Annotated in this window: 25 protein-coding genes; 23 read left to right on the forward strand and 2 right to left on the reverse strand. The window is 41.9% G+C overall.

Going from position 1 to position 21757, the window contains the following annotated elements:
• Window positions 1–308: 308 nt before the first annotated feature.
• The 4 genes from DW059_RS11340 to DW059_RS11355 are packed head-to-tail and all read left to right on the forward strand — an operon-like array spanning window position 309 to window position 3781.
• Entirely contained in the window at window positions 309–1493 is a 1185-nt protein-coding gene (locus tag DW059_RS11340; RefSeq protein ID WP_147326051.1) for a hypothetical protein, read from the forward strand.
• A gap of 4 nt (window positions 1494–1497) precedes the next feature.
• Entirely contained in the window at window positions 1498–2295 is a 798-nt protein-coding gene (locus tag DW059_RS11345; RefSeq protein ID WP_117698864.1) for a hypothetical protein, read from the forward strand.
• Window positions 2292–3134 carry a hypothetical protein gene (locus DW059_RS11350; RefSeq protein ID WP_117698865.1) on the forward strand — a complete coding sequence of 281 codons (843 nt, stop codon included), beginning with the start codon at window positions 2292–2294 and terminating at the stop codon, window positions 3132–3134. The genes DW059_RS11345 and DW059_RS11350 overlap by 4 nt, the downstream gene beginning before the upstream one ends.
• Before the next feature lie 2 nt (window positions 3135–3136).
• Window positions 3137–3781, forward strand: a complete 645-nt coding sequence (locus DW059_RS11355; RefSeq protein WP_117698866.1) for an ATP-binding cassette domain-containing protein — start codon at window positions 3137–3139, stop codon at window positions 3779–3781.
• Between the two features lie 54 nt (window positions 3782–3835).
• Here DW059_RS11355 and DW059_RS11360 read toward each other — a convergent pair whose 3' ends face one another.
• Window positions 3836–4618 (reverse strand): adaptor protein MecA, encoded by a 783-nt coding sequence (locus tag DW059_RS11360; RefSeq protein ID WP_022242827.1) that lies wholly within the window; start codon window positions 4616–4618, stop codon window positions 3836–3838.
• Between the two features lie 228 nt (window positions 4619–4846).
• Between DW059_RS11360 and DW059_RS11365 the strand changes: the two genes are divergently transcribed.
• The 5 genes from DW059_RS11365 to DW059_RS11385 all read left to right on the forward strand — a co-directional run bounded on the left by DW059_RS11365 (window position 4847) and on the right by DW059_RS11385 (window position 9858).
• Window positions 4847–5896 carry a serine/threonine protein kinase gene (locus DW059_RS11365; protein WP_158552117.1) on the forward strand — a complete coding sequence of 350 codons (1050 nt, stop codon included), beginning with the start codon at window positions 4847–4849 and terminating at the stop codon, window positions 5894–5896.
• 32 nt (window positions 5897–5928) lie between these two features.
• Window positions 5929–6129: a hypothetical protein gene (locus DW059_RS11370; RefSeq protein WP_118704972.1), complete on the forward strand. Its 201-nt coding sequence runs from the start codon at window positions 5929–5931 to the stop codon at window positions 6127–6129.
• Window positions 6130–6135: 6 nt separating this feature from the next.
• Window positions 6136–6696: a hypothetical protein gene (locus DW059_RS11375; RefSeq protein WP_117698869.1), complete on the forward strand. Its 561-nt coding sequence runs from the start codon at window positions 6136–6138 to the stop codon at window positions 6694–6696.
• A gap of 359 nt (window positions 6697–7055) precedes the next feature.
• On the forward strand, window positions 7056–8873 hold the full coding sequence (locus DW059_RS11380) for a glycosyl hydrolase family 18 protein (RefSeq protein ID WP_199534345.1): 1818 nt from the start codon (window positions 7056–7058) through the stop codon (window positions 8871–8873).
• Window positions 8874–9099: 226 nt separating this feature from the next.
• A complete protein-coding gene (locus DW059_RS11385) occupies window positions 9100–9858 on the forward strand; it encodes an N-acetylmuramoyl-L-alanine amidase (protein WP_117698870.1) in 759 nt (252 codons plus the stop codon).
• Window positions 9859–9944: 86 nt separating this feature from the next.
• Here DW059_RS11385 and DW059_RS11390 read toward each other — a convergent pair whose 3' ends face one another.
• The gene (locus DW059_RS11390; protein WP_117698871.1) at window positions 9945–10985 is read right to left on the reverse strand and encodes an aldose epimerase family protein; all 1041 of its coding nucleotides are present in this window, start codon (window positions 10983–10985) and stop codon (window positions 9945–9947) included.
• Between the two features lie 172 nt (window positions 10986–11157).
• On the opposite strand from DW059_RS11390, the gene DW059_RS11395 reads away from it, so the two are divergent.
• The 14 genes from DW059_RS11395 to atpC all read left to right on the forward strand — a co-directional run bounded on the left by DW059_RS11395 (window position 11158) and on the right by atpC (window position 21496).
• Complete coding sequence (locus DW059_RS11395; RefSeq protein ID WP_117698872.1) at window positions 11158–12207, forward strand: L-threonylcarbamoyladenylate synthase; 1050 nt, start codon at window positions 11158–11160, stop codon at window positions 12205–12207.
• Window positions 12208–12218: 11 nt separating this feature from the next.
• Window positions 12219–12677, forward strand: a complete 459-nt coding sequence (locus tag DW059_RS11400; RefSeq protein WP_117698873.1) for an arsenate reductase/protein-tyrosine-phosphatase family protein — start codon at window positions 12219–12221, stop codon at window positions 12675–12677.
• A 1-nt stretch (window position 12678) separates the two neighbouring features.
• The gene (upp, locus tag DW059_RS11405; protein ID WP_117698874.1) at window positions 12679–13308 is read left to right on the forward strand and encodes a uracil phosphoribosyltransferase; all 630 of its coding nucleotides are present in this window, start codon (window positions 12679–12681) and stop codon (window positions 13306–13308) included.
• Window positions 13309–13730: 422 nt separating this feature from the next.
• Complete coding sequence (locus tag DW059_RS11410; protein WP_022242836.1) at window positions 13731–14216, forward strand: deoxycytidylate deaminase; 486 nt, start codon at window positions 13731–13733, stop codon at window positions 14214–14216.
• A 232-nt stretch (window positions 14217–14448) separates the two neighbouring features.
• Window positions 14449–14703: an AtpZ/AtpI family protein gene (locus DW059_RS11415; protein WP_117698875.1), complete on the forward strand. Its 255-nt coding sequence runs from the start codon at window positions 14449–14451 to the stop codon at window positions 14701–14703.
• Window positions 14684–15091, forward strand: coding sequence for a hypothetical protein (locus tag DW059_RS11420; protein WP_117698876.1), 408 nt, complete (start codon window positions 14684–14686; stop codon window positions 15089–15091). Before DW059_RS11415 ends, DW059_RS11420 begins: the two co-directional genes overlap by 20 nt.
• Window positions 15092–15170: 79 nt before the next feature.
• Entirely contained in the window at window positions 15171–15857 is a 687-nt protein-coding gene (gene atpB, locus DW059_RS11425; RefSeq protein WP_117698891.1) for a F0F1 ATP synthase subunit A, read from the forward strand.
• A gap of 25 nt (window positions 15858–15882) precedes the next feature.
• A complete protein-coding gene (gene atpE / locus DW059_RS11430; RefSeq protein ID WP_007890533.1) occupies window positions 15883–16137 on the forward strand; it encodes an ATP synthase F0 subunit C in 255 nt (84 codons plus the stop codon).
• 48 nt (window positions 16138–16185) lie between these two features.
• On the forward strand, window positions 16186–16701 hold the full coding sequence (atpF, locus tag DW059_RS11435) for a F0F1 ATP synthase subunit B (protein WP_117698877.1): 516 nt from the start codon (window positions 16186–16188) through the stop codon (window positions 16699–16701).
• Window positions 16689–17255, forward strand: coding sequence for an ATP synthase F1 subunit delta (gene atpH / locus DW059_RS11440; RefSeq protein WP_117698878.1), 567 nt, complete (start codon window positions 16689–16691; stop codon window positions 17253–17255). The genes atpF and atpH overlap by 13 nt, the downstream gene beginning before the upstream one ends.
• On the forward strand, window positions 17252–18757 hold the full coding sequence (atpA, locus tag DW059_RS11445) for a F0F1 ATP synthase subunit alpha (RefSeq protein WP_117698879.1): 1506 nt from the start codon (window positions 17252–17254) through the stop codon (window positions 18755–18757). Before atpH ends, atpA begins: the two co-directional genes overlap by 4 nt.
• Window positions 18758–18789: 32 nt before the next feature.
• Window positions 18790–19644 carry an ATP synthase F1 subunit gamma gene (atpG, locus tag DW059_RS11450; protein ID WP_117698880.1) on the forward strand — a complete coding sequence of 285 codons (855 nt, stop codon included), beginning with the start codon at window positions 18790–18792 and terminating at the stop codon, window positions 19642–19644.
• A gap of 41 nt (window positions 19645–19685) precedes the next feature.
• Window positions 19686–21077 (forward strand): F0F1 ATP synthase subunit beta, encoded by a 1392-nt coding sequence (gene atpD / locus DW059_RS11455; RefSeq protein WP_117698881.1) that lies wholly within the window; start codon window positions 19686–19688, stop codon window positions 21075–21077.
• Between the two features lie 11 nt (window positions 21078–21088).
• Complete coding sequence (atpC, locus tag DW059_RS11460) at window positions 21089–21496, forward strand: ATP synthase F1 subunit epsilon (RefSeq protein ID WP_117698882.1); 408 nt, start codon at window positions 21089–21091, stop codon at window positions 21494–21496.
• The last annotated feature ends 261 nt before the right edge of the window (window positions 21497–21757 follow it).

A 21757-nucleotide genomic window follows, 5' to 3' on the forward strand; every position in this document is an offset into this window, starting at 1 on the left:
TATTTGATATTCAAAGTCTTGGATATCAAATTTCCCAAAATAAAATCATATAGAGAAATGTAAGCAGAGGATTCCGGTTCTTTAAGTAAAGAAAAGAGAATTCTATTTTGTGATATTTAAATTTATTTCCAAAATATTGGAAATTGACAAATGATGCAAGTCCGTTTGCTGTTTCTGTAAAAAATGAATCACAGGCGCGCAGCACATTCTCATACCATAACAATATCTGGAAGGTACACATCTTAAAGAATGGAAAGAACTTATATATATTGCAGGTGGGGTTAGCCCCACCTGTAAAAGGAGTAGATATGAAAATAAATAACTGCAAAAAAGTTATTAAAACAATTGCCTTTTATACAGTAGTAATAATATGCATAGCAATTTTATGGCAGCAGGCTCATCTGCCATATGAACGAACAGAATATCAGAAGATAGCGGAAAATGACACAGAAAAGAAACAGAGTTCAGTATCTTTTCCGGAAGAATATAAAAAAACAGTGAACGATAGTTTTGCGTTTGATGCAAAGATAATTACAGGGGAAAATATTGATTATGAAAATTTATATGCATCAACAGCAAGCATTGTTTATCCGGATGCGGATAAGTGGAAAACAATGTTCTTAAAGGATAATTTAAACTATGAAGAAAGCTGTTTTGAAACAGAAAGCCGAAATGGGGACAGGTTGAATGCTGAAGTTTACGATAATGAATTAGAGGGATTTTTACGTTTAGATGCCGAACAGGGACTTTACTGGAAAGAACCGTTAATGAGATATTTAGTGCAGGTACTGCATATGAATGGTGAATATGGGGCAGAGGATCCAATGGATAATGAGGCTGTATTTAGGGATGCAGATGATTTATCTGGTTTTGACAGAACGCAGGCGTGGGAAAGTGCATGTGAACAAATGAATCAGCTTGGAATAGAGGAAGGTAATTTACAATACAAGGAAAGCTATTGTATGCACGCAGAAGATTTAAAAGAGCAGACGCAGATATTACAAAAGGATGGCAGTTTATCCGAAGAAGATGCAAAAGAAGAATGGTCAGAAGAGGAAGAGGGTTATCTATTCTATTTTTCTCAGACTTTACAGGGAATCGAAATTTTCCGGTATGAAAATATCAGGGATTATCCGGGAATGTATGGTGATATGCAGGTGTATGTAATGAAAGATGGATTAGGGGAACTTCAGATTCCTGTTTTATATTCCTGCAAATTAGAAAAAAAGAAGTTATCACTGGTTTCTTTTGATAAAATTGCAGAGGTTTTAGAAAAGAACTATGGAAGTGTTATTACGGAAGAACCAATAACTGTTCGGAAATGTCAGCTTGTAATGTATCCATTACAAAAGAAAAACGGGGTATATGATATGGTGCCGGTATGGATATGTCAGATTGGGAAATATCAGGGAGAAGGACGGAATGAATCATATAATTATATACCAATTAATGCTGTCACAGGAGAAGAGATGGTTGAACTGGAGGTAGAGTAGTAATATGCTGAAAAAATATTTAAAAATGGATTTATACAGGGTATTTACTTCAGCACCATTTTGGCTTGGAGTGATAGGGGTATATATTACGATGAATCTAATGGCGAAGGTTGGACAACCGGCAATAGATGTTATTAGCAGATATAAAGTTATGAAATTTCAGAGTGTTACAATTGCAATATTTGCATTTAGCAGTTTTGCATATGGAAATGCATTAAGAGAAGATCAGGAACATCATTTTTGGCAGAATGAAATTTTGCGTGGAGATTTAAAGAGTTATATATGGTCAAAAGTATTAAGCGGATTTCTGGCAGCAGATATTACTGTTTTGGCAGGACAGTTACTCTTTTTTCAGCAGGATAGTTTTTGGCATCCCCTGCTGATGTTAGAGGATGAATTTTTTACAGCAAATGGTGTCGATTTGCGTGGGAATTGTTTTGGATGGTTTGCAATGCATGGAATGCCAATATTATATTTGGTTTTTTCTGCAATTATATTTGGATTGTTAGGAGGCATTCTGTGTCTGGTATCCATGCTGCTGTCTCTATTGGCTAAGAATCAGATGTTTGCAATCTGCATTCCTATGGCTGGTTATTATTTTATAGTTACATATCTTGGCGTATTATTTCCACAAGGTGGTATTTGGGATTGGAATTCTCTATTTATGTTTTCTACAGATGTATTTGGAAATGCATGGATAAGTCTTGGATACATATTCTTAATGACAATACTTTGTGTTATCGTATTGGGTAATTTAATTGCAGCCAGAGTAACAAAAGAGGTAAGGGGGGAAAGTATGTGAATTTGCAGTCAAAAATACAGAATCTTTATTGCAGAATGAAGTCCATGCGTTTTTTGACATTACTTATCATTTGGGGATTTATGGTAGATGATATGTTAAGACTCTACCGGAATCTTGCAATGGAATTGAACGTAAAAGACAGTTTTGCAATATTACCTTTTATTCAAAATGATGATTTCTTTATGAAGGTTGTACTTTTAAGTGTGTTATGTTTTTATTCGAATGCTCCATTTATGGAGAGAAATGAATTATATTTTGTACAGCGTATAGGAAAAAAGAGGTGGGGAAGTCGAAATATTTTTTATATTTTCGGAAGCAGTATTTTATTAGCTGTAATACTGGTATTATTAAGCATTTTATTGAACTTTCCGGCAGTTGATTTTAGCAATTCATGGGGAAGTCTGTACAGGACGGTTTCTGTTTATGGTATGGAAAAATATCAGATTCCGCTGATTGTGGATACAAAAGTAATGTCAGCATTTACACCCTACCAGATGATAGGGCATGTAATTTTAATGGATATATTAGCATTTGCAGTAATTGGAATGCTATTATATACATTGAGTCTTTATGTTAGAAGAGTAGGTGCATATATAGTCACTATTCTGCTTATTTTCTTTTCTACAATGGTAAACTATCTGGATGCCGGTGCAAAATTAGGACTTATATATTTTTCACCATTTTCATGGGAAAATGTGGGAAATTGGAGATATGGATATGATTTGAGTAAACCAAATTTTGTATATATCTATGTAGGTTATTTTCTGATTCTGTTTCTGCTGGTGGTTGCAGGTCAGAGACAGATTCAGAGAATAGACTGGATAAGCAGGGAGGAATAGCTATGGCAGAGGTTATTAAAGTAGAACATATTGAGAAATCTTTTAAAAAGCATAAAGTATTAAAGGATGTATCATTGACTTGTGAAAGTGGAAAAATATATGGAATTGTAGGGTATAATGGTTCAGGAAAATCAGTACTTTTTAAGTGCATTAGTGGATTCTATCTTGTAGAAAAAGGAACAATAACAGTTCGTGGGAAAATGGTTGGAAAAGATATGGATGTGGTTCAAAATCTGGGAACAATTATTGAAGAACCGGCATTTATAAAGCAGTACAGCGGACTTAAAAATCTTGAACTGTTATATATGATTAATCATAAGAAAAATCGGGAATATGTAAAAGAAAGTATGAGAAAAGTCGGACTTGATCCGGAGCTAAAGAAACCGGTAGGAAAATATTCTCTGGGTATGAAGCAGCGTCTTGCAATTGCACAGGCAACGATGGAAAATCAGGATATTCTCATTTTAGATGAACCGATGAATGGATTAGATAAAGATGGGGTTGAACAAATGAGGAAATTGTTTCTTTCTTTTAAAGAAGAGGGAAAAACTTTACTACTGGCCAGTCACAATCGAGAGGATATAGAATTATTATGTGATGAAGTATATGAGATGGAGCATGGTCGGTTACATAAATTAGAAAGATAAACAAAAAAAGAATTGCCATTGAGTGAAACTCAAAGCAATTCCTTTTTATCGTTTTTAAATTTCCGCCAGTACCTGCAGTGCCTGCTCTTTAATCAGAGGCAGGAAATGCTCATCGAAGTAAGCCTGCGAAGCACGGCTGTATTTCTCAGTGGAAGCGTATTCCGATAAGATGTTGCAGACCTTATTGAAATCTTCCGGAGAATGGTGTCCCTTGTGCAGTACCAGATAAAAGGCACTCTTATTCGGATTCTTGTAAAGGAAATTCCGGTCGTTATAAAAGCCATTTAAAATACGGGCAAGATTGCTGATTTTCTCTAAGCTGTCGAAGACGAACAGCCGGGTAATATCTACCACCGGTTCTACGACAGGCTTCGGAGCAGGAGAGGCAGCCTTCTTGACAGGGGCTTCTGCCGGGGCAGCAGCCTTCACTGACTTGGCAAGTTCGCTCTTCTGCTTCTCCTGAAGCTGTTTGAAGAAGCCTAAAATATCATCGGCTCCGGCTGCAGGAGTGTTCTTTGCATCTGCAAAATCCGGATATTCATTTTCGTCCGGCTCTGAAAATTTGGAAAACCGGGTGTCTAACTCTTCCGGGTATTCTACCTTGGTAATAATAAGCAATACTGTATCTTGTGTCAGGGGAACGGCTTCTATCATAAGAGGCATATCCTCGGCTTCAAATCCAAATTCATAATTCGCCTGCTGCATCATGTCACGAAACAGGGACTTTGCTTTCTCCGTGCCATATGCTAACTCACTCAGCTTCAGATGGCGGTCATCTAAGTCTGCTCTGGTAAGTGTGCAGCGAATCTGGTTATCATTCACTTTTTCAATTTTCATAAAAATCACTTCCTTATCTATAGAAAATTGTATGAAGTTTACGCCTATATTATAATGGAATGCAAAATACTTGTAAACCCGGTAAAAAATATTAAAGTTTTCTAAAAAATCTAAAAAAACAGATTTTCTATTGCAAAGCATAATTGCTTTGTGCTATAAACTATTCCAAGAGATGCGTTCCGGTTCCTTTGAAAGAAGGAAGGGGCGGAACATATAGAAACACAAATTTTGTTTGACAGATACGAGCTGTTGTCGGAGTTAGGAAGCGGCGCAGCAGGAAAGGTGTATCTTGCCAGACATCTGAAGTTGGAGACATATCGTGCAATAAAGTGTATTTCAAAGACACGTTCTATGCCGTCTTCAATTCTTTCTGAAGCGAACATTCTCGCTAAGTTACGACATCCCGGAATTCCAATTGTATATGATATAGAGGAAGATGAAGCCTTTTATTATATCATTGAGGAATATGTTGAAGGGGAATCGTTAGAGAAGTTGCTTTGGAATATGTCAGTTTCCCAGGAGTATATGATACAGATTGGCATACAGCTTTGCGGAATCGTTTCATTCCTGCACAGCCAGAAACCATTTCCGGTATTACATCAGGATTTAAAACCGTCGCACATTATAGTATGTGGGAATCAGGTAAAATTAATCGATTTTGGAATTGCATCATATATTACCAGTCGTGGAAAAAATTATCAGAACTATGGAACAAAAGGTTTTGCGGCACCGGAGCAGTACGGGGAACATGAACTGCATACGGCAAGCGATATTTATGCAATCGGGGCTATTTTTTCACTTTATATTAAGAAGCATTCCCACAAAAGCAGCCCGGCATTCCGGCATATCGCACAAAAAGCCACAAGAAAAAATCCAAACAAGCGTTACAAAAGCGCCGGGGAATTACAACAGGCACTGACCCGTGCGTTAAAGCAGAAGGGGAATCGGAAAGAGCATCTCTTAAAAAGCATATCTGTTGTGGGGGCAGAATCCGGAGTCGGAACCACCCATATAGCCATTGCACTGACTTCATTTTTTAATGCGGGGGGCGCAAATGCCCTGTATCGGGAAATTCAGTCCGAAAAGAGGGAAAAGATAAGTAATGTGGTGGAACAAATTGGGCGGAGCGTGAGGCAGAGTGCGAAGAAGATATCGTCATCTGCCGGAATTTCCGGGGAAGTGAGTCTATCGGCAGCGGGGAAGATACACTCATTTTCGATTATGGAGCTGCAGTGGAAGAAGCCTGCATGGAAGAGGCTGAGATTACAGTACTCGTAGTGAATCTGTCTTTGTGGAAGCGGGAGGCTTCCATGAAAGCCTGGCAAACGTTACGTTGTGTACCAAATCTTAAAATTATCTGTAATCACAGCAGCCCCATGGAGGCGAGAGAATTTGCAGCTTTCATCGGAAGAGAAGTGTACTGTTATCCGAGGGACACAATGCCATTTGATGGTGGCAGAGAAAAGGAAGCATTCTTCACACAAATGCTTTCGAAAGAAGGGAGAAGATAACAAACCATGGAAGAAAGAAAAAGTATCGGAATATTTGGTGTGCAGCAGGGCGTGGGTGTGACGCATCTGTGCACTGCGCTGACCCATTACTGTGCGGACTGCCTGAAAAGTCACACGGCATTGGTGGAATTAAGTGGAAATCACGAATTGGAAGAACTGCAGAAACAGCAGCAGGGTAAATGGGGGCGGCCGGACAGAAAACACTATTTTGCAAATGCGGGAAGTGATAATATGCCGGAATATATCCGACAGGGCTATGAATATTACATCATAGACGGCGGAAGTGAGTTTTACAGGATTCGTCGGGAATTCTTGCGCTGTGACCGGAAGCTGATTCTGGTTTCCTTAAGTCCATGGAAACGAAAGGAATTAGAGTATTTTATGTCCGTCATATGGGAAGAGGAAAAGTGTTTGGATAACGTGACGTTTCTGGCACAGTTTGGGATGAAAAAAGATAAAAAAGATTTTCAGAAACAATACCGCATACCAATCCATACCCTTCCTTTTATGGAGGACCCGCTTCATTTAAAAGAAGCAGAGCGCCTGTTTTTAAAAACTTTAGTTTAACATATCACGAACGCTTATCCTTTTGGAAAAGGAAAGTAGAAAGCAGGCATGTAAATTTAACAGAAACCAAAAACAAAAAAAGATGAATAAATAGAAATATATGCTTTTGATGTGAGAAGGTTACCCTGAATGCTTACTCACACCGCTGCGGAATGCAGCACAATGTAAAGAAAAAGAAAGGTAAGAGGCACAGACAAAAATTATAGTCTGTGCCTCTTTTTACGCGGGAAACTCGCAAAGCGTGTTTCCAGGTGGTTTTTACTTGAAATTTTCCCACCAATGACGTATGCTTATGGCAAAGAAAACAAAAATGGAAAACCATAAGAAAATAGAACAGTAAAGTACAGGAGGACGCAGGCTTGGAGAGAACGCAGCGAACGAACAGACCGACAAATGGAAATAGAAATAGAAACAGGAACCGCAGACGGAACAGAAAAAACACGAAATTAGCACCGGTTATTGTGGTAATCGTATTGATATTACTGGTGCTGCTGATTGCCGTAGGAACGAAAATTATTCAGAAATATATTCCGAGTAAAGAGCATCAGGATATGACAGAATATTATCATTTACAGGCGGATGATGATATTTCGCTGGTGGTGGATCATGAAGTGTTAGAAACACCGGGCAAATATATAGACGGCGAAGTTTATGTGGATTATGAAACGGTACATGACCGCTTCAATGACCGTTTTTACTGGGATGCCAATGAAAATGTATTGCTTTATACACTGCCGGATAATCTCGTTACCGTGGCAGCAGGCAGCAATACTTATCAGGTAGGAAAGGAAAACCAGAGTGCAGATTATACAATTGTCCGGAATGACAGCAATACCATGTATCTTGCGCTTGATTTTGTAGAGCAGTATACCAATATTACCCACGAAGTATATGAAGACCCGAATCGTACCGTAATCAATACCGTGTGGGGGGATGTGGATACAGCACCGGCGAAGAAGGCAACACAGCTTCGTTTAAAGGGCGGTATCAAGAGTCCAATCGTGAAAGACTTAGAAAAAGGTGAGACTCTGACAATTTTGGATGCAGGTGACAGATGGACCAAAGCCATGACAGAAGATGGTGTTATCGGATACCTTAAGAATAAGTTCGTAGGAAAAGTAACCACTGAAACCTTGAACAATGATTTTACAGAGCCGGAATTTACCCATATTTCCAAGGACTTTACCATAGAAATGGCATGGCATCAGGTGACAACAAAGGATGCCAACAGCACCATTGCAACAGTATTGCAGAATACCAAGGGAATCAATGTAATCGCACCGACCTGGTTCTACTTAAATGATAATAACGGTAACATTGCAAACCTTGCATCGCTGGATTATGTAAACTACTGCCATCAGAATAATATTGAGGTCTGGGGACTGGTAAGCAATCTTGAAAATAAAGAAGTGGACACAGCTGCTGTTCTGACCCATACCTCTACCAGACAGTATCTGGTCAATCAGATTATTTCAGCAGCAATCCAGTACGATTTGGATGGAATCAATCTGGATTTTGAATCCTTAAACAGTGAAGCAGTGGGAGACAGCTATATCCAGTTTATCCGCGAACTTTCCTTAAAATGTGCAAACAACGGCGTGGTATTATCCGTGGACAACTATGTGCCGAGTGCTTATACCGCATTTTATGACCGGGAAGAACAGGCAAATTTTGCGGATTATGTAGTGATTATGGGATATGATGAGCATTATGCTGGTTCAGATGAAGGATCTGTTGCATCCATTGGATTTGTAACCAACGGAGTAGCCGATACCTTAAAGGAAGTACCTGCAGACCAGATCATTCTGGGATGTCCGTTCTATACAAGAATATGGGCAGAGACACCAAAGGCAGATGATGAAGAAGATACAACAGCTGCAGCAGCAGAGGATTATGTACCATATGATTTGACCAGCGAAGCTGTTGGTATGGATACGGTACAGAAACGTCTGGAATTAAATGGAGCAACGCCGACCTGGTCGGAAGAAGATGGGCAGAATTACGCAGAATATGTAAATGATGGGGTTACCTATAAAGTCTGGATGGAAGACGCAGCTTCCCTTGAGAAGAAGTTAGAAGTCATGAAGTCAAATAAACTTGCGGGAATATCTTTCTGGAAGCTTGGCTTTGAGACAGACAGCATCTGGGATACCATTATAAAATATACAAATAACTAAAGTGTAAAACCGCAACGGAGAGGCCCATGAAAAAGTTGTTATGGATATTTCCGAAGAATTCTCCAAGGATGGCGACAAAGTAGTGGAAGCCGGACAGGAACTGAAACGGATTGTAGTAGAGATTACCGAAGAAATTGCGAAGTTTAAAGTGGATTAACAGATAAAACAGGATAATTGAGCCGGCACTTTCATATTTATTATAAAGAAAAGAATTAGGAAGTGTGGTTTGAAAAAAAGAATGGAATTATATATGGCAGTTCTTCTACTGGTGGCAGTATGCCTGTTATCAAAAGAAGGAGCAGTGCTGGTAAGCAGCATGCGGGCAGCAGAAGAAAAGCCATGTATCGTTGTGGACGCAGGCCATGGCGGTGATGACCCGGGCAAAATCGGGATTCACGGCGAACTGGAAAAGGACATTAACCTTGCCATTGCAAAGAAGGTAAAAGCCCGTCTGGAAAAAGAAAATATAACAGTGATTCTGACCCGGGAGACAGACGAAAGTCTTGATAAAGGGGAGAGCGGCAGCAAAAAGGTGGCAGATATGCGTAACCGCTGCCGGCTGATTGATGAGGCGGAGCCGTTATTTACCATAAGTGTCCATCAGAACAGTTATACGGAAGAGTCCATAAGCGGAGCTCAGTGCTTCTATTTTGGACAGTCCGAGGAGGGCAGAAAAATTGCCGGGATTATGCAGGAAAGCCTGCGGTCGCATCTGGATACGGAAAATAAGCGGGAAGCAAAAGCCAATGAGAGTTATTATCTCCTGAAAAAAACGGCATATCCTACGGTAATCGTAGAATGCGGCTTCTTAAGTAATTCCGAGGAGGCCGCGAAATTATCTACCGGGGAATATCAGGAGGCAGTGGCAGAAGCTATTGCAGATGGAATTCTAGACTGTCTGGGCAATGAAACAGCAGATACAGAAGAAGCCGGCATGAGTAATGAGACTGCAGATACAGAAAAACAGAAAGTGAAACAGCATTGAAATGCATCAGAAATAAAGAAAGATTACAAAAAAGATTCCAGCCATAATGGTCTGGAATCTTTTGCTTTCTTATATTTTTTTCGGGTTTAGCCCATCACAGAAAAATGATAGAGTGTCTTGGAACGGAAATTCTCGCCTGCTTTTAAAACAACAGGAGGGAAATGTTCGATATTGATCGCATTTGGATAATGCTGTGTCTCTAAACATACTGCGGAATATGGCGGATAATCTTTGCCATCAATTCCTTTCTGATGAAGGGTATAACAAGGGACATAGAGCTGTACACCCGGCTGGTCGGTAAAGCAGGTCATCCGTATGCCGCTTTCCTTAGACTGTAAAACAGCCGCCTCTCTTAAGCCATCCCCGTTGATTACAAAGTTATGGTCGTAAGTGCCGCCTAATTTTAACTGGGCATTGTTACAGTGAATGCCGTCACCGATTTTCTTCATCTCACGGAAATCAAATGGGCTTCCCTCCACAGAGAGAAATGCACCGGTAGGACACTGTGTGTCATCCAGTTCTGTAATCGCATCTGCATCAATGCGTAATTCCTGATCTAATACGGTACCGTTTCCTTCCCCATTCAGATTGAAATAACCATGGCTGGTAACAGAGAATACAGTATCCTGATCACAGGCTGCATCGTAAACAATAGATAATTCATTGTCTTCAGACCATCCGTAGGTAACGGAAACTGTAAGGTTACCCGGATAACCTTCTTCTCCATCCGGAGAAATGCGGGTAAAAGTAACTTTATCATCTGTAATTTTTCCGGTCCATACACGCTGACCAAATCCCGTAGGACCACCATGCAGGTGGTTTGGCCCATTATTAATGGCAAGATTGTATTCTTTATCATTTAAGGTAAAGTGCCCTTTGGCGATACGGTTGGCGCATCGACCGACAACAGCTCCCAGGCTGGCATCATCAGCAAGATACTCATCGGCATTCATTAAGCCTAAAATTACATCGGTCAGTTTTCCCTCTTTATTCGGAACCATAATCTTAATAATACGACATCCATAATCCGAAAGTGTAACGGAAGCACCGGATGCATTTTCAATAGTATAAAGGGAAATCGGCTTATTATCTTTGGTCATGCCAAATTCGCTTTTTGTAATTTTCATCTGGAAACTCCTTTCCATAATATTCTAGTGAACATACTGATTATGCCACACTTAGGGCTACATAGCAAGTAGGAAGTGCGGTTTTCGGGTGTTTTCGATTTTCGATGGAAATGGATTTTGAAAACAATTCCAGTTCTTGAACACATAAAGGGAACGTGATATAATAAGCGTTATGAAAACAGAAGTGATAAAAATAGATCAGAATAATATGGATACAGAAGCACTGGAACGTGCAGCCGCAATTATCCGGGATGGAGGGCTGGTGGCATTTCCAACTGAGACGGTATATGGACTGGGCGCAGATGCACTGAGTGCAGAGGCATCGAAGAAAATTTATGCGGCAAAGGGAAGACCATCTGATAATCCTTTGATTGTCCATGTGGCAGAATTTTCAGACATGGAGAAAATCGCACAGGAGATGCCGGAAGAAGCAAAGAAACTTGCAGATGCATTCTGGCCGGGCCCGCTGACCATGATTGTGCGCAAGAATGATAAGGTTCCATATGAAACTACAGGGGGGATGGATACGGTGGCAGTCCGCATGCCAAATCACCCGGTTGCACTGGAACTGATCAGGAGAAGCGGTGGATATATTGCGGCACCGAGTGCCAATACATCCGGTAAACCGAGTCCGACTCTGGCAGAGCATGTAGCATTTGATATGGATGGCAGAATTCCGATGATACTGGATGGGGGTCCTGTGGGAATTGGAATTGAATCCACGATTGTTGATCTGACAGAAGACATACCAATGATTTTAAGACCGGGCTATATTACACCGAAAATGTTAGAAAAGGTAATCGGGGAAGTGAAAATGGATCCTGGAATTATTGCTTCGGATTCGCTGCAGAAGCCGAAAGCACCGGGAATGAAATATAAGCATTATGCACCGAAAGCAGATTTGATTCTGGTAGACGGAGAAGAAGAGAAGGTAGTAGCAAAGATTAATGCTTTGACAAAGGAAGCGGTTCTACTGGGGAAGAAGGTAGGAATCATCGGAACAGACGAAACGATAGACCGTTATCCGGAAGGCGAAGTGGTAAGTATTGGTGCACGCAGTGATGAGGATGCAATTGCAAAGCATTTGTATAAACTGTTGCGGGACTTTGATGAGAAAGAAGTAGATATTATTTACTCTGAGAGTTTTGCAACTCCGCGTATTGGGCAGGCAATTATGAATCGTCTGCTGAAGGCTGCAGGACATCAGGTGATTACAGTTTAGAGGAGGTTTTTATGAAGCCATACAATCGCATTGTATTCGTGGCAGAAAGCGGAACATGCAGGGCACCCATGGCGGCCGGTATTTTTCGGGAATATTCCCTGAATCATCCGGTAGAAGTGCTGGTGAGAGGTCTTGTGGTATTATTCCCGGAACCACTGAATCAGAAGGCAGAAGCTGTTATGATAAGCAATGGCATTAACATGGAAGGTTTTATGTCAAGCCAGATTACAGCAGGGGATTTTGGCGAAGATACATTGGTGCTTACAATGGAAGCACAGCAGAGACAGAAATTATTGGAAATGTTTCCGGAGGCGAAGGAAGAAAATGTCCAGGTACTGACGGAGTTAGTAGGGGATGAACTGGAAATCTTAGATCCTTATGGCGGCACACTTCAGTCATACGGGCTTTGCTTTGAGACCATGAATAAGAGTATAAAAAAATTAGTGAAATTATTAAACGAAGGAGAATGATATGTCAAAAGTATTTGTAATGGATCATCCACTGATTCAGCATAAAATCGGCTGGATAAGAAGAAAAGAAACGGGTTCTAAGGAGTTCCGTACATTAATCAGCGAAATCGCTATGTTAATGTGCTACGAGGCAACCAGGGATTTGAAACTTACCGATATCGAAATCGAGACTCCAATCTGCAGGACAACTGTAAAAGAGTTAAAAGGAAAGAAACTGGCAGTGATACCAATCTTGCGTGCAGGTCTTGGAATGGTAGACGGAATGCTTGCAATGATTCCTGCAGCAAAAGTCGGACACATCGGACTTTACCGTGACCCACAGACATTAAAACCGGTAGAATATTACTGCAAGCTTCCGGAGGATTGCGATGAGCGTGAAGTATTTGTTGTAGATCCGATGCTGGCAACCGGTGGTTCTTCTATAGCAGCCATCCAGATGTTAAAAGACAGAGGTGTAAAGAACATCCGCTTTATGTGTATCATTGCAGCGCCAGAGGGCGTAAAGGCAATGCAAGAAGCACATCCGGACGTAGACATTTATATCGGAGCATTAGATGAGAAATTGAATGAGCACTGCTATATTGTACCAGGACTTGGTGATGCAGGAGACAGAATATTCGGAACAAAATAAGTTCGAAGATATATGAAATGTGAAGGGTTCTTAAGTTGAAAGGCTTGAGAACCTTTTTTACATTACTGTCTGGCGCAGTCCACATCCTTCACTTTGAATACGGCATAAAGCCTGCAAGGGACACTAAGAATTTCGAAAAAGATACAGTCTATTCCGGCAACCGGTGCAAATTCACATCCATGTTCATCTGCACCTCACCGGCACATCCCTGTGCCGGTGTTGCCTAGAAACAGGCGAAATTCCAAGTGCCCCTAACAGCCTTTATCATGTATCCCAAGTGAAGGAAGCGGGCTTCGCCCCGGCAAGTACTTTATTCAGCTAAGAACTGTGTCATTTCCGTAAAAATCTCACAGAAACCGTATAAAACCATAAAAAAATATGGTAAAATAGCAACAGAAAAACCGCAGCAAGGAGGAAATAAAATGAGCCAGAAACGGGAAGACTATATTAGTTGGGATGAATATTTTATGGGCGTGGCAATGTTATCCGGAATGCGCTCCAAGGACCCGAATACACAGGTGGGAGCCTGCATTGTCAGTGAGGATAACAAGATCCTTTCCATGGGATACAACGGACTGCCGAAGGGCTGCTCCGATGATGAATTTCCGTGGGTGAGAGAAGGAGCACCCCTGGAAAATAAATATTTCTATACTACCCACAGCGAATTAAATGCAATTTTAAATTACCGTGGCGGTTCGTTGGAGGGAGCGAAAATGTATGTGTCCCTGTTCCCTTGTAATGAGTGCGCCAAGGCAATCATTCAGGCTGGAATCAAGACTATCGTATATGACAGTGACAAGTATCAGAATACACCGGCAGTTATTGCTTCCAAAAGGATGTTAGATGCGGCAGGCGTGCGCTACTATCAGTACACCCACACCAACCGGGAAATAAATATTACCTTGTAACGACTGGAGAAATAACGAACAATGGCAAAGGTTTATAACCAATTGAACAAATGACGAAGGTGCGGGAAAAACCCACTGGTAATATTTGTTAAAATTATGTAAAATTGTAAAATCATAAAGCTGATTTATAGACATTTTTCATAAAATGTTTATAGACAATTTATGGAAAAATGATATAATGAGCTTAGTATTTGCAGAGCGTTTCACGAAAATGTAAGGGAAGGAGCTATTCATGAAGAACAGAAATAAAGTGTATGATTCCTTGATTTTAATCATGCAGTTCGGTATCAACATGATAGTTCCTATTTTTTTATGTGTTGGACTCGGGGTTTTTATTTACCAAAGATACGGGCATCCGTGGCTGGTGATTCTGCTGTTTTTCCTTGGGGCGGCAGCGGGATTCCAGAATTGCTACCGGATGGCACAGAGGCTTTGGCAGAAAAAAGACACGGGAAAGGTTAAATCAGATGTTAAAAAGGATAAATGATGCATTACCGGAATTGATTCTGGGAATCCTTATATACGAAATTGTGGTGGAATTTACCGGTATCTGGTTTGTAAAGGACAAATTGGGATATTCCATCGGCCTTCTGATTGGAGCAGCAACCGCAATCGGAATGGCAGTCCATATGGCAGTGGTTCTGCGGGACAGTATGGATATGGCAGAATCCGGAAGGACAAGACGGATCGCATTGCAGTATGTGCTGCGGTATCTCGTAGTTGTAGCAGTCTTTTTTGTTACGGCATACTTTGAAATAGGCAATGTGATGGTAGCATTTGTGGGAGTAATGGGATTGAAGGTTGGAGCTTACGTTCAACCCTTTACACATAAAGTAATTTTAAAACTTTTAGGGAGAGGTGATGAATCTTCTTAGGGTGAAGAAAAATATAATATAAGGAGGTGAAAGCGTGGATAACGGAATTTTAGCAGCGGGTGCCCAGGATATAGATTTTATGATTCATGGACTGTTTTCCTATAAGATTTTCGGACATGAGGTATGGATTACTACTTCTCATGTATGTATTCTGATAATCATGCTGATACTGATTGCCTTTTCATTTATTGTAAAGCATAAGATGAAAGCGGCAACGGAGGTACCGGGCGGATTTCAGAATGTAGTAGAACTTATGGTGGAAAAATTAGATGGCGTGGTTGACGGTGTCATGGGGAAAAATGCACCGAAGCTGGTGAATTACATCAGCACCATTTTTATCTTTATTCTCATGAGTAATATATCTGGATTATTCGGGCTAAGACCGCCTACCGCAGATTATGGAACGACACTGGCGTTGGGACTTATCACCTTTTCGCTGATCCATATCTGCCAGATAAAGTACCAGAAACCAAAGAAAATCTGGGAAGATATGTGTTCGCCGTTACCACCATGGCTGCCACTGTGGCTGCCAATCAATATCATCAGCGAGATTGCCGTGCCGATTTCCCTGTCACTTCGTTTGTTTGCAAACGTATTATCAGGAACCGTAATGATGGCATTGGTCTATGGACTGTTGTCCAAGATTGCAATTGTCTGGCCGGCAGCGCTTCATGTGTACTTTGATTTGTTCTCAGGAGCAATTCAGACGTATGTATTCTGTATGTTGACTATGACATATGTGAACCAGCAGATGGAAACAGAATAGAACAGTATAAGGAGGATTTATAATTATGAACATTACAGGACAGGATTTAATTTTAGCATGCTCAGCAATTGGTGCAGGACTTGCAGTTATCGCAGGTATCGGACCTGGTATTGGACAGGGTATTGCAGCAGGACACGCAGCAGCAGCTGTAGGCCGTAACCCGGGAGCAAAAGGAGATATTATGTCAACCATGCTTCTTGGACAGGCAGTAGCAGAGACTACCGGTCTTTATGGTCTGTTGATTGCAATGCTTCTGCTTTTCGTAAAACCACTGGTATAAAGTGCGAAGAAATGATTACGAAAAGAAAGGAGGCACAGCAGGAAGAAAATGACCAGATTATTTAATCTTGATTTTCAGTTATTGCATGATACCATCCTTATGGCGATATCCGTTTTCGTATTGTTTACCGTAATGTCTTATAACCTTTTCGAGCCGGTTCGTAAGATGTTAAAGGGACGTCAGGAGAAGATAAAGACGGAACTGGAATCTGCGGCAAGCGACCAGGCAGAAGCAGCAGAATTAAGACAGCAGTATGAAGAGAAGCTTAAGAACGTCGATAAAGAGGCGGAGGTTATCTTAAGTGAAGCCAGAACCAAAGCCCTGCGCAATGAGAACCGCATCATTGGCGAGGCAAAGGAAGAGGCTGCGCGGATTATCCGGCGTGCCAATGAAGAGGCAGAACTGGAGAAAAAACGCGTGATGGATGAGATGAAACAGGAAATGATAGAAATTGCATCTATGATGGCAGGCAAAGTGGTAGCCGCATCCATTGATACAACAATACAGGATGCCCTCGTGGAAGAAACCTTGAAAGAGATGGGTGATACAACATGGCAAAATTAGTTTCCAAAACATACGCAGATGCATTGTTTGAACTCGCCGTGGAAAAGGGATGTGAAGATGCCTGGTTAGAAGATGCGAAAGCACTTCTTGAGATTCTCCATGAGAATGAGGAACTGGCAAAATTGATGAATCATCCACAGATTGTAAAAGAAGAGAAGCTTCAGATTATTGAAAACATATTCAAGGGAAAGACCGCGGACGAGATCGTGGGATTGATGTGCCAGCTGATAGAAAAAGACCACTTTAAAGATATGGAAAGCGTATTTGCATGTTTTGTGGATTCCGTAAAAGAATATAAAAATATCGGAACGGCATATGTCATTTCTGCGATAGAGCTGTCAATGCAGCAGAAAGACGAAATCGTAAAGAAACTATTAGAAACCACACATTATGTAGAAATTGAAATGAATTATGAGGTGGATGCATCACTCATTGGAGGAATGGTCATCCGCATAAAAGACAGGGTAGTGGACAGCAGTATCAAAACCAGGCTGCAGAAGCTAACCAGTGAATTATCCAAAATACAGTTGAAAGTAGGTGAAACCGCTTCATGAAATTGAAACCAGAAGAAATCAGTTCCGTTATCAAAGAGCAGATCGAGCGGTATGCATCCCAGTTGGAAGTGGCAGACGTAGGAACTGTCATTCAGGTGGCAGATGGAATTGCACGAATTCACGGCCTTGAAAATGCAATGCAGGGAGAACTTTTGGAATTCCCGGGCGAAGTATATGGAATGGTGCTGAACTTAGAGGAAGATAATGTAGGTGCGGTTCTGTTAGGAGATAAGCGTTCCATCAACGAAGGTGATACCGTAAAGACCACCGGACGTGTAGTAGAGGTTCCGGTCGGAGATGCATTACTGGGACGAGTAGTAAATGCGCTGGGTCAGCCGATTGATGGAAAAGGACCGATTGAGACGGAGAAATACCGCCAGATTGAACGTGTGGCATCCGGTGTTATTTCCAGAAAATCTGTAGATACACCATTACAGACCGGTATTAAGGCAATCGATTCCATGGTGCCGATTGGACGTGGACAGCGTGAGCTTATCATCGGAGATAAGCAGACCGGTAAGACGGCAATTGCAATTGATACCATCATTAACCAGAAGGGACAGGGCGTAAAATGTATTTACGTTGCCATCGGTCAGAAAGCATCTACCGTAGCATCCCTGGTAAAAACATTAGAAGAATTCGGTGCATTAAGCTATACCACAGTTGTTGTATCAACAGCAAGTGAGCTGGCACCATTACAGTATATTGCACCGTATGCAGGATGTGCAATTGGTGAAGAGTGGATGGAGAACGGAGAGGATGTATTAATCGTTTATGACGATTTGAGTAAACATGCTGCTGCATACCGTACCCTTTCCTTGCTGCTTAAGAGACCACCAGGACGTGAGGCTTATCCGGGAGACGTATTCTATCTGCATTCCAGATTATTAGAGCGTGCAGCAAGACTTTCCGATGCTTTGGGTGGAGGTTCCCTGACTGCACTGCCGATTATCGAGACACAGGCGGGAGACGTATCCGCATACATTCCGACCAACGTAATTTCCATTACAGACGGTCAGATTTATCTGGAAACAGATATGTTTAACGCTGGTTTCCGTCCGGCAATCAATGCAGGACTTTCCGTATCCCGGGTTGGTGGAGCTGCGCAGATTAAGGCAATCAAGAAGATTGCAGCACCAATCCGAGTAGAGCTGGCACAGTATCGTGAGCTGGCAGCATTTGCACAGTTTGGTTCCGAGCTGGATGCTGATACCAAAGAGAAATTAGCACAGGGTGAAAGAATCCGTGAAATGTTGAAACAGCCACAGTATCAGCCGATGCCGGTGGAAAAACAGGTAGCAATTATCTATGCTGCAACCAAGAAATATTTACTGGATATTCCGGTGGATGAGATTCTGTCATTTGAAAAAGCATTGTTAGAACTGATTGATACCAAGTATCCGGAGATTTTTGAATCCATTCGTGAAACAAAACAGTTAGACGAAGAAACAGAGCAGAAATTAATTACAGCAATTGAAGCATGTAAGAAAGATTTCAAATAGGCATGTAATATGGTAAAAGGCGGTGAGAGACTATGGCGTCCATGCGTGATATAAAGCGGCGCAAAAGCAGTATTTCCAGCACACAGCAGATTACAAAGGCCATGAAGCTTGTTTCTACCGTAAAACTGCAGAAAGCGAAGGGACATGCAGAACAGGCAAATCCGTATTTTAATTATATGTATCAGACCGTAACTTCCATGCTGGCAAAGAGCGGTTCCATCAATCACCCGTACCTTACCGGGAAAGATTCCGAGCAGAAGGCAGTGATTGTAATTACCTCGAACCGTGGACTGGCAGGAGGCTATAATGCGAATGTCGTAAAGCTGATTACAGAGAGTGACCTTCCAAAGGACAGGCTTTCCATTTATGCAGTTGGTAATAAGGGAAGAGAGTCCTTAGAACATAAGGGATATTCCATTGTAAAGGGACTTCCGGAGCTGATAGAGGCACCGACTTATGATGAGGCGTCCGCATTGGCAAGGGAAGTGCTGGCAGCCTATGAAAAAGGTGAAGTTGGCGAAATTTACCTTGCTTATACACATTTTAAGAATACGGTGGTACATGAGCCGAAATTAATCAAGCTTCTTCCGGTGGATATCGAAGATATGCCGGAGCAGGAAGAAGACAATGTGCTGATGAATTATGAACCAAACCAGGAGGAGGCGCTTAATTTAATCATACCAAAGTATGTAACGAGCCTTCTTTATGGAGCACTGGTAGAAGCAGTAGCCAGTGAAAATGGTGCAAGAATGCAGGCAATGGATTCTGCAACCAGCAACGCAGAGGATATGATTAGTGACCTGTCACTGAAGTATAATCGTGCCCGTCAGGGTTCTATTACACAGGAGCTGACAGAGATTATAGCCGGAGCATCGGCAATTTCCTGATCATATTCATAAGAATAGAGAATAAGGAGTGATAGAAAAAGATGGCAGAAACAAATATTGGAAAAATCACTCAGATAATAGGTGCTGTATTGGATATTAAATTTACCGAAGGAAAGCTTCCGGCAATCAATGAAGCAATCCGTATTACCAGAAAAAATGGTGAAGTTCTGGTAGTAGAGGTATCACAGCATTTAGGAGATGATGTCGTACGTTGTATTGCCATGGGACCTACCGACGGATTAATCCGTGGTATGGATGCAGAAGCAACCGGTGCACCGATTTCCGTGCCGGTAGGCGAGCATACCTTAGGCAGAATGTTTAACGTATTAGGCGAGCCAATTGACAATGAGGCTCCACCACAGGATGTGGAATATATGCCGATTCACCGGAAAGCACCAAGCTTTGATGAACAGGCAACTTCTACAGAAATGTTAGAGACAGGAATCAAGGTTGTTGACCTTCTCTGCCCTTACCAGAAGGGTGGAAAAATCGGACTTTTCGGTGGTGCAGGAGTAGGAAAAACCGTATTGATTCAGGAGCTGATTCATAATATCGCAACCGAGCATGGTGGATATTCCGTATTTACCGGTGTAGGTGAGCGTACCCGTGAGGGAAATGACCTTTATTATGAAATGAAGGAATCCGGAGTTATTGATAAGACCACCATGGTATTCGGTCAGATGAACGAGCCGCCTGGAGCACGTATGCGTGTAGGTCTTACCGGACTTACCATGGCGGAGTATTTCCGTGATAAAGGTGGAAAGGATGTACTGTTATTCATTGATAACATTTTCCGTTTCACACAGGCAGGTTCTGAGGTATCCGCACTGTTAGGACGTATGCCTTCCGCAGTAGGATATCAGCCGACCTTACAGACTGAGATGGGTGCATTGCAGGAGCGTATCACTTCTACCAAGAATGGTTCCATTACATCCGTTCAGGCAGTCTATGTACCGGCGGATGACCTTACTGATCCGGCTCCGGCAACTACATTTGCCCATCTGGATGCCACTACTGTACTGGATCGTTCTATCGTAGAGCTTGGTATTTATCCGGCAGTAGACCCACTTGGTTCTACATCCAGAATCCTTGACCCTCGTATCGTAGGACAGGAGCATTTTGAGGTAGCCCGTGGAGTACAGGAGATTCTTCAGAAATATAAAGAATTACAGGATATTATTGCAATCCTTGGTATGGATGAGCTGTCAGAAGAGGACAAGCTGGTAGTAAGCCGTGCAAGAAAAGTACAGCGTTTCTTGTCACAGCCATTCTTCGTAGCAACCCAGTTTACCGGTCTTGATGGAAAATATGTACCGGTAGCCGAGACCATCCGCGGCTTCCGTGAAATCTTAGAAGGAAAGCATGATGATGTACCGGAGAGCTATTTCCTGAATGCCGGAAGTATTGACGAAGTACGTGCCCGTATGAAGTAAGGGGTGAAGCCATGGCAGACGAGAAGAAAGCATTTGAGGTAGAAATCATTACCCCGGAGAGAATCTTTTATACCGGGGAAGCAACCATGATAGAATTCAATACAACAGAAGGAGAAATCGGTGTCTATCCGGACCACATTCCGCTGACAACGGTGCTTGCTCCCGGTGTTGTGATCATTACCAATGGCGAAGATGTAAAAGAAGCTGCGGTTCATGCAGGCTTTGCAGAGATTTTGGGCGATAAGGTAACACTGCTGGCAGAGATTGCCGAGTGGCCGGATGAAATCGATGAGAAGCGTGCCGAGGCAGCAAAAGAGCGTGCCGAAGCCCGTATTGCAGCTAAGGCTGCAGATACAGATATGCTTCGTGCGGAATTTGCATTGCGTAAGGCGTTGGTGCGAATTGAAGTGAAACACTAAAAACGGTGTATACAAAAGATAAAATATGATGTAAGGAAGATACCCTCTTTACCGTAGAAACCGGCAGAGAGGGTATTTTTTACTTTACAGGAAATTACTTTCCTGTAAAGTAAAAAACGCTCCGCGAGGATGCGCACTGCGGCGTATAAGGTAGATGTCGCAAGCGACCGCCGCAGGCGCGAGAATGTGCCGAGGCACATTCTTTGTTTCCTTTACAGAAAATTGCTTTCCGGTAGAGTGAAAAAGGGGGATATGTTTTAA

The organism is Roseburia sp. AF42-8 (assembly GCF_003435965.1).
GTDB classification, from domain to species: Bacteria; Bacillota; Clostridia; order Lachnospirales; family Lachnospiraceae; genus Roseburia_C; species Roseburia_C amylophila.